The sequence below is a fragment of the Paenibacillus sp. genome, from assembly GCF_035645195.1.
Classification (GTDB): Bacteria; Bacillota; Bacilli; order Paenibacillales; family YIM-B00363; genus Paenibacillus_AE.
Genome location: NZ_DASQNA010000030.1, coordinates 334107 through 349705 on the forward strand (window position 1 = coordinate 334107; position 15599 = coordinate 349705).

General features: G+C 64.4%; 13 protein-coding genes. 10 read left to right on the plus strand and 3 right to left on the minus strand.

The annotated features are described in order from the left end of the window. Positions 1-548 precede the first annotated feature (548 nt). The 4 genes from VE009_RS16420 (at position 549) to VE009_RS16435 (ending at position 5427) form a co-directional block, all read left to right on the plus strand. Complete coding sequence (locus VE009_RS16420) at positions 549-980, plus strand: hypothetical protein (RefSeq protein WP_325009446.1); 432 nt, start codon at positions 549-551, stop codon at positions 978-980. A 74-nt stretch (positions 981-1054) separates the two neighbouring features. Further along, the gene (locus tag VE009_RS16425) at positions 1055-2998 is read left to right on the plus strand and encodes a stalk domain-containing protein (RefSeq protein ID WP_325009447.1); all 1944 of its coding nucleotides are present in this window, start codon (positions 1055-1057) and stop codon (positions 2996-2998) included. A gap of 93 nt (positions 2999-3091) precedes the next feature. Continuing rightward, entirely contained in the window at positions 3092-4285 is a 1194-nt protein-coding gene (locus tag VE009_RS16430) for a MalY/PatB family protein (RefSeq protein ID WP_325009449.1), read from the plus strand. Between the two features lie 5 nt (positions 4286-4290). Continuing rightward, the gene (locus tag VE009_RS16435; protein ID WP_325009451.1) at positions 4291-5427 is read left to right on the plus strand and encodes a PQQ-dependent sugar dehydrogenase; all 1137 of its coding nucleotides are present in this window, start codon (positions 4291-4293) and stop codon (positions 5425-5427) included. A gap of 14 nt (positions 5428-5441) precedes the next feature. Here the strand turns inward: VE009_RS16435 and VE009_RS16440 are convergent, their stop codons facing one another. After that, entirely contained in the window at positions 5442-6326 is an 885-nt protein-coding gene (locus tag VE009_RS16440) for an AraC family transcriptional regulator (protein ID WP_325009453.1), read from the minus strand. A 137-nt stretch (positions 6327-6463) separates the two neighbouring features. On the opposite strand from VE009_RS16440, the gene VE009_RS16445 reads away from it, so the two are divergent. From VE009_RS16445 to VE009_RS16465, 5 genes are all read left to right on the plus strand, one after another. Further along, positions 6464-7645, plus strand: a complete 1182-nt coding sequence (locus VE009_RS16445) for a galactokinase (RefSeq protein ID WP_325009455.1) — start codon at positions 6464-6466, stop codon at positions 7643-7645. Beyond that, positions 7633-8631, plus strand: coding sequence for a UDP-glucose 4-epimerase GalE (gene galE, locus VE009_RS16450; protein WP_325009456.1), 999 nt, complete (start codon positions 7633-7635; stop codon positions 8629-8631). Before VE009_RS16445 ends, galE begins: the two co-directional genes overlap by 13 nt. Beyond that, positions 8628-10175 carry a UDP-glucose--hexose-1-phosphate uridylyltransferase gene (locus VE009_RS16455; protein ID WP_325009458.1) on the plus strand — a complete coding sequence of 516 codons (1548 nt, stop codon included), beginning with the start codon at positions 8628-8630 and terminating at the stop codon, positions 10173-10175. The genes galE and VE009_RS16455 overlap by 4 nt, the downstream gene beginning before the upstream one ends. Before the next feature lie 137 nt (positions 10176-10312). Further along, a complete protein-coding gene (locus VE009_RS16460; protein WP_325009460.1) occupies positions 10313-10477 on the plus strand; it encodes a hypothetical protein in 165 nt (54 codons plus the stop codon). 63 nt (positions 10478-10540) lie between these two features. Continuing rightward, positions 10541-11428 (plus strand): CPBP family intramembrane glutamic endopeptidase, encoded by an 888-nt coding sequence (locus VE009_RS16465; RefSeq protein ID WP_325009462.1) that lies wholly within the window; start codon positions 10541-10543, stop codon positions 11426-11428. A 476-nt stretch (positions 11429-11904) separates the two neighbouring features. Here the strand turns inward: VE009_RS16465 and VE009_RS16470 are convergent, their stop codons facing one another. Together VE009_RS16470 and VE009_RS16475 are read right to left on the minus strand one after the other, a co-directional pair. Beyond that, positions 11905-12918, minus strand: coding sequence for an LLM class flavin-dependent oxidoreductase (locus tag VE009_RS16470; protein WP_325009464.1), 1014 nt, complete (start codon positions 12916-12918; stop codon positions 11905-11907). 34 nt (positions 12919-12952) lie between these two features. Continuing rightward, on the minus strand, positions 12953-14323 hold the full coding sequence (locus tag VE009_RS16475) for an RsmF rRNA methyltransferase first C-terminal domain-containing protein (RefSeq protein ID WP_325009559.1): 1371 nt from the start codon (positions 14321-14323) through the stop codon (positions 12953-12955). A gap of 148 nt (positions 14324-14471) precedes the next feature. On the opposite strand from VE009_RS16475, the gene VE009_RS16480 reads away from it, so the two are divergent. Further along, the gene (locus VE009_RS16480) at positions 14472-15479 is read left to right on the plus strand and encodes an NAD-dependent epimerase (RefSeq protein ID WP_325009466.1); all 1008 of its coding nucleotides are present in this window, start codon (positions 14472-14474) and stop codon (positions 15477-15479) included. Positions 15480-15599: the final 120 nt, after the last annotated feature.

Genomic DNA, 15599 nt, shown 5'->3' on the forward strand with positions numbered 1-15599 from the left:
TTCGCGGCGTGCCCACGGCCGGCGGATCCCGGGACTGACGGGCACGCCCACCCAGTCCGCGCTCCCGGGGCAGCCGGCATACATTATGTGTACCACGTATGCAAAACAAAGGAAGGGTGGTTGCATAAGAAGCCACCACCCTACCCATAATGGCCCCAGGACCATGCTCCCGGGGCAACTTGGCATACATTATGTGTACTACGTATGCAAAACAAGGGTAGGGTGGTTGCATAAGAAGCCACCTCCCTACCCATAATGCCCTCGGCCAGCGCTCCCGGGGCTCCCGGACCCCGGCCCTCGGCCAGCGCTCCCCGGGCCCGGCCCTCGGCCAGCGCTCCCGGGGCTCCCGGACCGCTGTCCTCGACCAACGCCCCTGGGGCATCCAGGCCCGACTCTCGGCCAGCGCTCCCGGGGCTCCTAGGCCCGGCTCCCGGCCGCCCTCCCGCCGCTGGCCCGGCATTTTCCAATAAGGAAAGCGCGCCTGCGCGAAACTTTCGGCCCTCGTCTTGCGTTTGAAAGGTACCTTGATTCTTCAGGAGGCTGCGCCTATGCTTCGGAATTACGCCAAAGAGCTGCTGTTTCAATTGTTCGCCGTGTCGGTGACGGTCGTCACCTTCCCGGCGGTCGCCGCGCTGCTGTTCATGCGCCAGGGCGGTTTCGCGGGCATGTACTTTTTCCTGCTCGTTATGTCCGCGCCCGCCTTTTACTTCCTCGGCGTTCCGTTGTCTGCGGCGATCCAGCAAGCGAAACGGGCCGCTTTCCGCGGCCGGCCGGCCGCGGGCTTGGCGTTCGAACTGACGGCGTACGCCGCGCTAGGCGCGGCCGCGATGTACGTGTACCTGGTCACCGCGCTGGCGGGTCTCCAGCTGCACCGCGCCGGCGAACTCGACCGGCTGCTCGCGATCGGCGCAGGCGCGGCCTTATATTTGGGCCTTGCGAATCTTGCGCTGTCGCGCCTCCGCGCCCGCGCAAAAAAGTAGAACCGGGTCCGAAAGTCCCGTGATATAATACCCCCATGCTAATCACGACTCGAACGATCATTGGGGGAGCTTTCATGAGATTCGGAAAACCGTTTGCCGCGCTGCTGGCCGCGGTATTACTCGTCGGCGGGCTGCCTTCGGGAACCGCGCAGGCCGTCAACATTTGGGCGCTGTACAACCAAGCGCTCGCCGCCGAGGCGAAGGGCGACTGCGCCGCCGCCGTCGACAAGCTGACGGGCATGATCCCGACGCTGGTCGATGAGAAAAACTATACGAACGCCGCGAACATCTACAAAAAAATCGGTGACTGTAGGGCGAAGCTGAAGCAGTACGACCTCGCCGTGCAAGCGTGGGATCAAGAGTCGGCGAACTGGAAGCTTGCCGGACTCTCCGCGGAGACGGCCGCGTCGAAGCGGCGCGCGGACTATTTGCGCAGCACGGTGAAGCTGTTCGCGGCGGTGCAGCCGCAGGCGCTCGCGGATACATACGATCACGGCGCGCGGTTCGAGCCGACCGTCGGCGCGTACCTCGGGGCGTACGCCGAATCGAACGCGAAAGTGCACGATACGAAGCATTGGAAATATTTTTATACGGAAAAGTTTCCGGAGCTGACCGGCCGCAAGCATGCCGCTTACCTGTTGTACACGACGTGGGGAAGAACGTTCCAGGAGCTGTCCCAACACGTGAAAGAGGCGAAAGAGCACGGCACTGCCCTTCAAATCGCGCTCCAGCCGATGAACGGACTGTCGGAGGTCGTCGATGGACCGTATTTGCGCGAGTACGCGAGAGCGGCGGGGGAATCCGGCGTGCCGATTTTCCTCCGTTTCGCGAACGAAATGAACGGCAACTGGGTACCGTGGTACGGCAATCCGCAGCAGTATATCGAGAAGTTTCGCCTCGTCGCTAACGTGTTCCGCGAAGAGGCGCCGGACAACGTCGTTATGGTGTGGGCGCCGAACGACATTCCGGTCGACACGATTACCCAGTACTATCCGGGCGACGAGTACGTCGATTGGATCGGCGTCAGCCTGTACAGCATCTATAATCCCTCGCTCGATCCGTTGAAGGCGGGCGTCGATCGGTCGAATCATTTGCAGAAATTCGAGTACATTTACAACCTCTATGCGAAAAAGAAGCCCTTGTTCATCTCCGAAGGCGCGATTTCGTATGTATACCCGGAGGAGAACCGGCTCGTCGACGAATGGGCGGCCTACCGGACGAAGGAGTTTTACGCGACACTGCCGATGCTGTACCCCGGCGTGAAGGGCGTGTTCTGGTTCGACGCGACGAAGACGGAAGCGGCGCGCGAAAAGCATTTCATGCTGACGGCGAACGAGGCGATGCTGGAGGCGTATCGCGATGCGGTCCAGCACCCGTTCTACCTGGACACGGTCGGCGAGGAAAGCCAAAAAGCGTACATCAACGTCGCCGAGGCGGGCGTGCCGCCGCGGCCGACGGAGCTGAGCGCCTACGTGCAGACGCTCGAGCCGATGCTCGGCAAGGTCGAATACGCGATCCAAGGTCGAACGATCGGCTCCGCGACGGCGCCGCCATGGACGATACGGCACGATTTCGCGCCGTACCGGGGAAAGCCGGTGACGATCACCGTCAAAGCGTACGCGCGCGACGGCACGCTCGTGACGACGCAGCAGGTGAAGGCGGCGGTCGGCGACGCGCTGGTGACGCTGAAGGGCGAGCGCATCGATTTCGATTCGCAGCCGAAAATCGTGAACGGCCGCATGTTCGTCCCGGTGAAGCAAATCGCGGACGCGCTGCTGGCGAACACTGTTTGGAATGCGGCGACGCAGTCGATTTCGCTGAAAGACGAGGCCAAGGGGCTGTCGGTCGAGTTCGCCATCGGCTCGACCGCGGCACGGAAGAACGGGATGCCAGTGACGCTGGAGGCGGCGCCGTTCGCCCATAACGGACGGACGTACATTCCGCTCAGCTTCGTCGCCGAGGCGTTCGGCCTTGCGAAGTCGTGGGACGACAAAACCGGCACCGCCGTTTTCCAATAACCTGACATCACGAATGAGGCCCTCGGACGTTTCGACACGTTCGGGGGTTGTTTGTTACAATCTAGTTATCTATTAAGCAGAGGTGGGAGTTCGATGAAATACGATTTCGACCGCGTCATCGACCGGAGGAATACGGCTTCTTATAAATGGGATCAATTGACGGCGCTGTTCGGCGGCGAAGACGTCCTGCCGCTATGGGTGGCCGACATGGATTTCGCCTGCGCGCAGCCGATCGTCGACGCGCTCGTCCGACGCGCCGAGACGGGCGTCTACGGCTACACGTTCCGCACGGACGATTGGTACGCAGCGATTCAAGGCTGGTACGGCCGGCGTCACGGCTGGCAGATCGAGAAGGAGTCGATTCTCATGTCGCCGAGCGTCGTGACATCGCTGTCGCTCGCCGTCGAGCTGTTCTCGGAGCCGGGGGACGGCGTCATCCTGCAGTCGCCGGTATACTACCCGTTCTACGACGTCATCCGGTCGAACGGGCGGCGCGTCGTGAAAAATCCGCTGACGATCGGCGAGCGCGGCGTGTTCGAGATGGACTTCGCGGCGCTGGAAGAGCGGATGCGCGAAGGCGCGAAAATGCTGCTCTTGTGCAATCCGCACAACCCGGGCGGCCGGGTGTGGACGAAGGAAGAGCTTGCGAGGGTCGCCGCCCTGGCGGCGCAGTACGGCGTAACCGTCGTCTCCGACGAAATTCACGGCGACCTCGTGTTCGCTCCGAACGCGTACACCCCGTTTGCGACCGTCAGCGAGGAAGCGGCGAAGACGTCTATCACGCTGCTCGCGCCGACGAAGACGTTCAATTTGCCCGGCGTGCAGTCGTCACTTATTGTCGCGGACGAACCAACCATGCGCGTGAAGCTGGCCAACCGAATCCACTCGCTGGCGCTGCATATGCAGAACTACTTCTCGCACGCGGCGACGATCGCGGCGTACAACGAAGGCGACGAATGGCTCGATCAGCTGCTGCCGTACCTGAAAGCGAATATCGACTACGCTGTGGAAACGCTGCGCGAGAAGGCGCCGATGCTTAGGCCCATGATGCCGGAGGGGACGTACCTGCTTTGGATCGACGGTCGGGAGCTCGGGTTGAATGCGAAGGGAATGAAGCAATTCATGTACCAAGAGGCGAAAGTCGCGTTCAACGAAGGCTCGACGTTCGGCGACGAGGGAGAGGGCTTCGTGCGCATCAACTGCGCTTGCCCGCGTTCTGTGCTGGAAGAGGCGCTGCGCCGATTCGTCGCGGCGATCGAACGAAAAACCGCTCTGCAAGGAGGTTGACCGGCATGCTGCTGATACCGTGGAAGCTGCTGGCGCTGCTCGCGGCGGCGGGGCTTGCGGGCGGCTGCTTCGGCGTCGCCGAAGCTCCGCCGCCGCCTGCCGCGCCGTTGCCGGCGGCGGGAACGCCGACGCCGGCGAAGGAGGCCGCGCAGGAGCCGGTCGAGGCGGGCGTTCGGACGCTCGCAGAGAAGCTTCGCACGCCGTGGGCGATCGAGTTCGCGGGCGACGCGATCTACATCAGCGAACGGGAAGGCAGTATCGTGCGCATCGAACAGAACGGAACGGCGGAGCGCAAGCCGGTCCGGTTGAAGGAAGCCGCCTATCCGACGGGCGAGGCGGGCTTCCTCGGGTTCGTCCTGGCGCCGGATTTCGCCGAATCGAAGTCGGCGTTCGCTTACCACACGTACGAGCAAGGCGGACGCGCGCTGAACCGCGTCGTCCGGCTGGAGGAGCGCGAGACGGAATGGGTCGAGACGGGCACGCTGCTCGAAGGCATTCCGGGCGCGCGCGTGCACGACGGAGGCCGGATGGCGTTCGGGCCGGACGGCATGCTGTACGTCACGACGGGCGACGCGGGCGAAGAAGAGCTGGCGCAGGACTTGGACAGCCTCGCTGGAAAAATTTTGCGGATCGGCCCCGCCGGCGCCGTGCCCGAGGACAACCCGTTCCCGGGCTCGTACGTGTATTCGTACGGCCATCGCAATCCGCAGGGGCTCGCCTGGACCGCGGACGGCATCATGTATGCCGCGGAGCACGGGCCGTCCGGCCAGCCGGGCGGGCATGACGAAATCAACGTCATCCGCCCCGGCGGCAACTACGGCTGGCCGCATGTGTACGGCGACGCCGAACAACAAGGAATGATCGGGCCGCTGTACCATTCCGGCGAGCCGCCGGCGATCGCGCCTTCCGGCATCGCGGCGGACGAGACAGGTCGGCTGTACCTGGCGACGCTGCGCGGCGAAACGCTGTTCCGCTTCGACCCGAAGACGCAGGAGCTTGTCCCCGTGCTGCAAGGCGAGGGCAGGCTGCGCGACGTCGCCATCCGCGGCGAATACCTCTACGTGCTGACGAACAACACGGACGGCCGCGGCACGCCCGCGGCGAACGACGACCGGCTGCTCCGCCTGCCGCTGCCGAAGTAAGGGGCGCGAGGCCCTTACGGCTTCAACCCGTCGCGGAAGCGCGCCCGGTACGCGGTCGGCGTTTCGCCGTATGCGCGGCGAAACTGCTTCGAGAAATACAGCGCGTCCGCGAAGCCGACGGACGAGGCGACCTGCTCGACCGTCAGCTCGAGCCGCTCGCGCAGCAGCCGTCTGGCCCGGTCGAGCCGCAGGCGCGACAGGAACACGATCGGGCTGACCCCCGTCCGCTCCTTGAACGTTCGCGACAAATACGCCCGGTTGTAGCCTAGGCTCTCCGCCATCAGCTCGATGGTGATCGGCTCCGCGTACTGGGTCGTCATGTAATGAATCGCCTGCCGGACGAGCGCCGCGCCGGGTCCGCCGTCGGCGGCTCCGGCGCGCGCTGCGTCCGGCGCTTCCCCGGCGCCGCGCGCGTCCGCGTATTCGGCGAGCAGCAGCTGCAGGCAGCCGTTCGCCCGCAGGTTGACGCCCTGCAGGCCTTCGCGGAACGCGCGCATGACGCGCTCGAACCAGCGTCCTACGCGCGCGTCGGCGGCGGTTCGCACCGTCGGCGCGTCCGGCGCGATGCCGGCCGCCTCGACGAGCGCGGCCGCGTCGCTCCCCTTGAAGGCGATCCACCGATACTGCCAAGGATCGGCTTCGTCCGCGGCGTAGCTGACCAGCGCCTCCGGGTAAATAACGAAGCTGTCTCCCGCCTCCAGCGCGTATTCGCGCCCTTCCACCGCATATGTACCTCTGCCGCTTTCTATGTAATGGATCAGAAAATGGTCGAACACTTTCGGTCCGAGCCGGTGCCCGGGCTTCGTTTGGCTGCGTCCGGAAAACAGCACCTGCAGCGAAGGAAGCGCTTCGTCGGGATCCGGGTTGGACACGACGGCGTAGGTCGATTTCGGGGGCACGTCGCATCCTCCTTTTTTTCATTCATCATATCACATTATTCCATATCGGACGCACATCGTTCCATAGCCGCCGGCGCCGAGAACCTCTATACTTAAGGCATATGAAGAACTCATAATGGAGCAAAGGAAGGGTTTCGATGGAGGAGTTACGGCAACTGCAGGACGAATTCATCCGGCTGTACGGGGGCGGCGAAGAAGGAATCGCGGCGTTCCATGCGCCGGGACGCGTCAACTTGATCGGCGAGCATACGGACTACAACGGGGGATACGTGTTCCCCGCGGCGCTGACGTTCGGCACCGCGCTGCTGATCCGGCCGCGCGACGACCGAAGAATCGGACTGGCATCCCTGAATTTTCCGGGGCCGGTGAAACATTTTTCCATAGATGAACTCGCATACGACGAAGCCGACGACTGGATGAATTACCCGAAAGGCGTCGCCGCGTTCCTCCAAGAAGAAGGGCATCGGTTCCAGCGCGGATACGACCTGCTGTTCTCCGGCAAAATTCCGAACGGCGCCGGGTTGTCTTCCTCCGCTTCGATCGAAGTGGTGACGGGCTTCGGGCTGCTTGCGATGGAAGGCAAGGAGAACATCGACACCGTGCAGCTGTCGCTGCTCGCGCAGAAGGTAGAAAACCGGTTCATCGGCGTCAACTGCGGCATCATGGACCAGTTCGCGGTCGCCAACGGCAAGAAGGACCACGCGATCCTGCTCATGTGCGACACGCTCGAATACGAGCTCGTGCCGTTCAACAGCGGGGCGTACAAGGTCGTCATCGCGAACACGAACAAACGGCGCGGTCTCGTCGACTCCGAATACAATACGCGGCGCGCGCAGTGCGAGCAGGCGGTGCGGGATTTGCAGACGCGCCTTCCGGGGCTCAAGCTGCTCGGCGAGCTGACGATCGAGCAGTTCGAAGCAAACAAGCACGCAATCGAGGACGACATCGTCCGGAAGCGGGCGCAGCACGTCGTCGAGGAAATCGACCGCGTCAAGCGGGCGGTGGCGGCGCTCAAGGAAGACGATCTCGCGGGCTTCGGCCGGTTGATGAACGGATCGCACGAAAGCTTGCGCGACTTGTACGAGGTCAGCTGCGAGGAGCTCGACACGCTGGTGGAAGAGGCGCGCGCCATTCCCGGTACGCTCGGCTCGCGCATGACGGGCGGCGGCTTCGGCGGCTGCACCGTGTCGCTCGTGCATGAGGACTCTATTGAAGGATTCCAGCGCCAAGTCGGCGAAAATTATAAGAAACGTACAGGATTGACGGCGTCGTTCTACGTCGCCGATATCGGAGACGGGGTGAAAGCATGGCGGTTTTAGTGACGGGTGGCGCAGGGTATATCGGCTCGCACACGGTGGCGGAGCTGCTTGCGCTCGGAGAGGACGTCGTCGTCGTCGACAGCTTGGAGACGGGGCATAAGGAAGCGGTCCTTGGCGGGAAGCTGTACGTGTGCGACCTGCGCGACGAAGCGGCGATGCGAAAGGTGTTCGCGGAGAACGACATCGACGCGGTCATCCATTTCGCGGCGAACTCGCTCGTCGGGGAGAGCATGACGAATCCGGGAAAATATTATCACAACAACGTGTACGGCACGCTGTGCCTGCTCGAGCGGATGGTGGAAGCCGGCGTGAAGCGAATCGTCTTCTCGTCGACGGCGGCGACGTACGGCAATCCGGAGCGGGTGCCGATCGAAGAGAGCGACCGGACGGAGCCGACGAACGCGTACGGCGAAACGAAGCTCGCGATGGAGCGCATGATGCGCTGGTTCGATACGGCGCACGGGATCAAATTCGTGTCGCTGCGCTACTTCAACGCGGCGGGCGCCCACGAGAACGGGCTGATCGGCGAAGACCACAAGCCGGAGACGCATCTCATACCGCTCGTGCTGCAGGTCGCGCTCGGACAGCGCGAGGCGATCGCGATGTTCGGCGACGATTATCCGACGCCGGACGGCACGTGCATCCGCGACTACATCCACGTGCAGGATTTGGCGGACGCGCATGTGCTCGCGGTGAAGAAGCTGCGCGAGGGCACAGGCAGCGCAGTCTATAACCTCGGCAACGGCCGCGGCTACACGGTGCGCGAGGTCGTCGAAGCGGCGCGCCGGGTGACCGGCCATCCGATTCCGGCCAAGGTGGAAGCGCGGCGCGCGGGCGACCCGGCGGTGCTCGTCGCTTCGTCGGCGCGCACGGTCGCCGAGCTCGGCTGGAATCCGAAGCGCGCGTCGCTCGAGGACATTATCGCGAGCGCATGGGCTTGGCATCAGGCGCATCCGAACGGGTACGGCGGAGGCGAGCGGTCATGACGGCGCCGCGGGTCGACGCCGCGTACGAGGTCGAGCGGCTCCTGCGGTTCGCCCTGCAGAAGCGGCTGCTCGAATCGTTCGACGTCGCCTTCGCGCGCAACGCCCTGCTCGAGACGCTGCGTCTCCCCGAGCCGCACGAGGGACCGATGCCGGAGGAGGCGCTGAGCGACCCGTACGAACCTCTCTCGCGCCTCGCCGATTATGCGGCGGCGGAAGGGCTGCTCGAAGCGGATACGTTCACGCACCGCGATTTGTTCGAGACGCGGCTGATGGGCTTCTTGACGCCACGGCCGTCCGAGGTGGTGCGCGAATTCCGCGGCATCCTGTCCGCCGAAGGCGTCGAAGCGGCGACGGACCGGTTTTACGCGATGTCGATCGACTCGGCGTACATTCGGATGGACCGCATCCGGAAGAACTTGTATTGGCGTACGACGACCGACTTCGGCGAGCTCGAGATCACGGTCAACCTGACGAAGCCGGAGAAAGATCCGCGCGAAATCGCGCTGCTGAAGACGGCGCCGGCGGTCGCTTACCCGAAATGCTTGCTGTGCGCGGACAACGTCGGCTACCCGGGGCGGCTCAATCACCCGGCGCGCCAAAACCTGCGCGTGCTGCCGCTTGCGATCGGCGGCGAAGACTGGCATTTCCAATACTCGCCTTACGTGTACTACAATGAGCACTGCATCGTGCTGCACGGCCGGCACGTGCCGATGCAAATCAGCGACAAGACGTTCGACCGGCTGTTCGATTTCTTGGACCAATTCCCGCATTATTTCATCGGCTCCAATGCGGATTTGCCGATCGTCGGCGGCTCGATCCTGAACCACGACCACTTCCAGGGCGGCCGCCACGTGTTCCCGGAGGAGCGGGCGCCGCTGACGCGAACGTTCGCGAATCCGGCGTTTCCGGACGTGCGAGCGGGGCTCGTGCGGTGGCCGATGTCGGTCGTCCGGCTGTCGTCGCCGAACCGCGCGCAGCTCCACGCGGCCGCTTCGGCTATGCTCGCCGCCTGGCGCGGGTATTCGGACGAATCCGTCGGCGTTCTCGCCTTCACCGGCGATACGCCGCACAACACGATTACGCCGATCGCGCGGCGGAAGCCGGACGGCGCCTACGAGCTCGATCTCGTGCTGCGCAACAACCGCACGAGCGACGAGCATCCGGAAGGCATCTTCCACCCGCACCGCGAGCTGCATCACGTGAAGAAGGAAAACATCGGCCTCATCGAGGTCATGGGGCTCGCCGTGCTGCCCGGCCGTCTGAAGGATGAGCTCGGCGGCATCGCCGCGCTGCTGACGGGGCGTACCGCGGACCGCGGCTGGGTGACGGACGAAGCGCACCCGCTCCATAAGCACGCCGAATGGATCCGGCGGCTGCTGGCGGCGCACGGGACGTCGCTCGGCGAAGCGGAGGCGGAACGGCTGCTGCAGGACGAGGTCGGACGCATTTTCTTGAACGTGCTGACGCATGCCGGCGTGTTCAAGCAGGACGCGCAGGGGCAGGCGGCGTTCGCCGCGTTCCTGCAGTCGATCGGGTATCGATAAACGCAACATTCTCGAAGCCTTCGGCGGCGCCGCCAAAGGCTTCTTTGCGCGCGCAGCTCCTCGCGCCGTCCGGGCGCGCTGCCGTATGGTCATCGCACGGTCGGGGTACGCTATGGGAAAATTAAGGAGGTGGGCCGATGGACAAGCTGGAGATCATTCCGGGCCGCCGCGTCGAAATCGGCGGACTCGGCGAAGGAACGATCGTGGAAAATCGCGAAGACGAGGTCGAGATCGCGCTGTCGGAAATCGAGACGGTCCGCGTCCGGCCGGAGGAGCTGGAGGGCGAGCGCGGCGAGGAATGAATTTCGGGCCTTCGTTTGGTATGATGGAGAAGAATGCCATCGATCGAACGGAGGTTTTTTCTTTTGCTCAAAGCATTAGGCAAGGTCGCGTTCGCCGCCGTCGTATTCCTCGCGCTGAACGTGATCGTCAGCATCCCGCTCGGCATCGTCGGGGGCATTATCGCCGCGATGCAATCCGCGGGGCCGCTGACGGCGGAATCCATCACGGAGCTAATGATGAGCCATCCGCTGCTGAAAACCGCCGCCTTCTCGTTGAGCGCCGCGGCCGGCGTCGGCACGGCGGCGCTGCTGTATCATACGATGGAGAAGGACCGGTCGTGGTCGCTCGGATGGAAGCAGGAACGCTGGTTCCCGAAGCTCGTGGCCGGTTTGGTTTGGGGCGCCGCACTGATTACGCTATGTTATCTGATCGTATTGTCGCTCGGCGGCATCCGCGTCGCCGGAACCGGCGAAGGCGGCGCGCTGGCGCTGCTGCTCGCGCTCGACGTCATCGTGTTCGCCGCCGTGGCGATCGGCGAGGAGACGTTCAGCCGCGGTTACGTGTACGGCGTCGTGAAGCGGCAGGGCGGCATCGCGGCCGCGGTCGCCGTGTCTTCGCTGCTGTTCGCGCTGCTGCATGCGAATAACGCCGCCGTCTTCGAGACGCCGTTTCCGATGCTGAATCTGACGCTGGCGGGCGTCATGCTGGCGCTGTTCCGCGAATGGAGCGGCGGTCTGTGGCTGCCGATCGGCGTCCATCTGACGTGGAACTATTTCCAAGGCGACGTGCTCGGCATGGCGGTGTCGGGCGTGCGGACGCCGTCGCTGCTCGAGGTCGACATTCTGGATCCGTTCCTCGCGGGCGGCGACTTCGGGCTCGAAGGCAGCTTCGTCACGACGCTCGTGATGCTCGCCGTATCGGCGTGGCTGTGGCTGCGCATCCGGCGGCGGAGCCGGCTTCAGAATGGATGAGACGCCGAAGCGAAATCGAATCGCCCTTGACCCGGCCGGCAGCCGAGGCAAGGGCGATTTTTGCGTTCGTCGGAGTTTCTCCGACTGCTGCCGCGAATTCGGCCGTCGGGCCGCGGATAGTCGGAGAAACTCCGACTGCTGCCGCGAGTTCGGCTGTCGGGCCGCGGATAGTCGGAGTTTCTCCGACTGCTGCCGCGAATTCGGCCGTCGAGCCGCGGATAGTCGGAGTATCTCCGACTGCTGCCGCGAGTTCGGCTGCCGGATCGCCAATAGTCGGAGTTTCTCCGACTGCTGCCGCGAATTCGGCCGTCGGGCCGCGGATAGTCGGAGTTTCTCCGACTGCTGCCGCGAATCCGGCCGTCGAGCCGCGGATAGTCGGAGTTTCTCCGACTGCTGCCGCGAATTCGGCCGTCGGGCCGCCAATAGTCGGAGTTTCTCCGACTCCGTGAACGACTTCCGGCGCGACTAGCGTGTGATCACTTCAAGCCGCCGATGCCGAACGCGCCGGCCAGCAGCTCGTAGGAGCGAATGCGCGCCTCTGGATCGTGGATCGGGGAGACGACCATGAATTCGTCCGTCCGGTACCGCTCGCCCGCCTCGAGCAGCGAGGCCTTCACCTTCTCCGGCGTGCCGACGAACCGGCGCTCGCGGCCAAGGCGAATGCGGTACAGATCGTACTCGGTGTACGGATAATCCATCGCCGTGTCGACGGACGGCAGATGGTTCAGCTCGAGGCCCAGCTCGAGCCGGAGGAAGAACAAATCGGTGCTCAGGGCGAGCCGGTTCGCTTCTTCCTCCGTCTCGCCGCAGACGACGAGCACGGCGGCGAGGGAGCGCGGCGCGGCGTTCCAAGCGGACGGACGGAACTCTTCGCGATAGATGCGCATCGCCCGTTCGCCTTCGGTGACGCCGAAGAACTGCGCGAAGCCGTACGCGAGCCCCATCCGGGCGGCGATGCGCGCGCTCTCGTCGCTCGAGCCGAGCAGCCACACGTCGGGCGCCGTATCGATGACGGGCGCCGCCTTGAGCCGCGCGAACGGGTGCCCCTCCGGCAAATCGTCATGCAGGTAGCCGATCAGATCGGCTACCTGGTCCGGATAACGGTCGATTTCGACCAATTTGCCCTCCTGCAGCGCCCGCGAGGCGATCGGCATGCCGCCCGGCGCTCTCCCGAGGCCGACGTCGATGCGGCCGGGATGCAGCGCTTCGAGCAGCCGGAAATTTTCCGCGACCTTGTACGGGCTGTAATGGGGCAGCATGACGCCGCCCGAGCCGAGCCGGATGCGCGACGTATGCGCGCCGAGATGGGCCAGCAGCACCTCCGGACTGGAATGCCCGAGCGACGGCATGCCGTGGTGCTCCGACACCCAATACCGGGTGTAGCCGAGGCGGTCGGCGGCTTGAGCGAGCGCCGTCGTTTCCCGGAGCGCGTCGCCCGGCGTCCTTCCTTCCGGCACGTGAGTTTGATCCAACACGCTTAAACGTACCATGGACTGCACTCCTTGATCCGACCCGCCGGACACATCAGCCGCCCATGCGGCGAAGTCCTTTGGGATACATGTTTTTGATCGTGCCTTTCGCTTCTTTGCCCCAGCCGACGGGGAAGCCATGATACGTGACGGCGAGCCAGCCGCGGTCGGCCGAGCCGGGCAGCGTCTCGCCGCGAAAATACGCGTCCGCCGCGCGGTCGCCCGCCTCCGTCAGCTCGAAAGCGTGGCGGAACCGCTCCGCCGGCAAGGCGAGGGCGAGCGCGTGATTCGGCTCGAAGCGATCCTTCTTCACTTCCCCGAGATGCAGCCCCGGCCGGACGACGCGAAGGCCGGCGAGATCCGGACAGCCGTCCGGGAGCAGGTACAGCTGCGACCCGAGCAGCGCGAAGGCGCCGTCCAGCCGGCCGCGAAGCGCGCGCTCCTCGAAATCCCGGTACAGCGCCATCGGCTGCCGGGGGACCGACCCCGCGGCGAGCTTCCCTCTCCATTCCGCCGCGGGCGCCGTCTTGCGGAGCTTCGCCGCGTAATGGCCTTCGCCGCGCACGCGATGCGGCCACAGCCGCGCCGTCGCCGCCAGCCGTTCGTCGCCGGACGCCGACCAAGCGGGCACGCCGCCGGCGACGCCGCCGTCCTGGGGTAGCGGCTGCAGCTCCAAATCCGGATAGCGCTCGAGCAGCGACTCTATGGTCCGCTCGTTCTCCTCCGGGGAGAACGTGCACGTCGAGTAGACGAGGACGCCGCCTTCCCTTAGCATCGCATACGCCGCGTCGAGCACGGCGGATTGCAGCCTCGCGCATGCCGCGACATGCGCCTCGCTCCAATAGGTTGCCGCTTCCGGATCTTTCCGAAACATGCCTTCCCCGGAGCACGGCGCGTCGACCAGGATGCGGTCGAAGAAGCCGGGGAACCGGTCCGCGAGCCGCTCCGGCGTTTCGTTCAGCACAAGGCAGTTCGTCAGGCCGAGCCGCTCGACGTTCTCGGACAGCGCCTTCGCGCGCTTCGCTTCGTATTCGTTCGCGACGAGCAGCCCGCGGCCGCCCATGGCGCCGCCGATGTGCGTCGTTTTGCCGCCGGGCGCGGCGCACAAGTCGAGCACGCGCTCGCCGGACGCGGCGTCCAGCTGCGCCGCCGGATACATCGCGCTCGGCTCTTGGATATAGTACAGCCCTGCTGCATGGTAGGGGTGTTTTCCCGGCGCCGCGTCTTCGCGGCATGTGTACCCCGTCGCGCACCAAGGCACGGGGGAGGCGTCGAACGGGAGCTTCGCCGCGAACGCGGCGGGTTCGACCTTCAGCGGGTTGAGCCGCACGCCCACCGCCTTCGACGCCTCGTAGCTTGCGAACAGTTCGTCCGCTTCGCCGCCCAGCAATCGTCTCATTTTTTCCTTGAACGCTTCCGGAAGCATGTCCGTCGTTGCCGTCACCGTCGATCTCGCCCTTCGTTTTTACGTACGTTGTTTCCATGATATGATGATTTTACGTAAAAAGAAAGGCGACCCCGAAGGAGCAGCGGCGCGAAGCGCGGGCAGCGACGGGGCGCGGACGGAGGCAAGGATGGAAACGGCGATCGTCACCGGCGCGGCCGGTTTTATCGGATTTCATACGGCGAAACGGCTGCTGCGGGACGGCTGCCGCGTCGTCGGCATCGACGACTTGAACGACTACTACGACGTCGGGCTGAAGCGCTCGCGGCTCGAGCTGCTGCGGGGGGAGGAACGCTTCGCTTTCGTCGAAGGCTCCGTCGCGGACCGAGCGGCGCTGGACGCAGCGTTCCGGGAGCGGCCCGATTACGTCGTTCATCTCGGGGCGCAGGCCGGCGTTCGCTACAGCTTGAAGCATCCGGAGAAATACGCGTCGGCGAACCTTGTCGGCTTCGTCAATATATTAGAAGCTTGCCGTCAGGCAAACGTCGGTCACCTCGTGTACGCGTCGTCGAGCTCGGTGTACGGCGCCAACGTCAATCAGCCGTTCCGCACGAGCGATCCGGTCGATCACCCGGTCAGCCTGTACGCCGCTACGAAAAAATCGAACGAGCTGATGGCGCACGCGTACAGCCATTTATTCGCGCTGCCGACGACGGGACTGCGCTTTTTCACCGTGTACGGGCCTTGGGGGCGGCCGGACATGGCCTATTTCTCGTTCACGCGCGACATGCTCGCCGGCCGGACGATCCGGCTGTTCAACGGCGGGGACATGCGCCGCGATTTCACGTACATCGACGACGTCGTGGAGGGCGTCGTTCGCGTCATGCGCCGCCCGCCGTCGCCGGATCCCGCATGGGACCGCGAGCGGCCGGATCCGAGCGGAAGCTATGCGCCTTACAAAATCTACAACATCGGCAATCATGAGCCGGTATCGCTGGGCGAATTTGTCCGCACGCTCGAGGAACTGCTCGGCGTGAAGGCGAACATCGAGCTTGCGCCTATGCAGCCGGGGGACGTGCATGCGACGTTCGCGGACATAACCGATTTGCAGCGAGACGTCGGGTTCCGGCCGAACACGCCGCTTCGCGAAGGGCTGCGCCGGTTCGTGGAGTGGTATCGGTCGTATTACGGAGAGTAATTCCTTACGTGGTAAAGAATTACAAATAAATTCTGATTTATTTTATCGAAAAATTCGCTCCGGCTACTATTTTCATGAGACGAATCTTGGTACTATTAAACAATCATCTCATGCTAATAG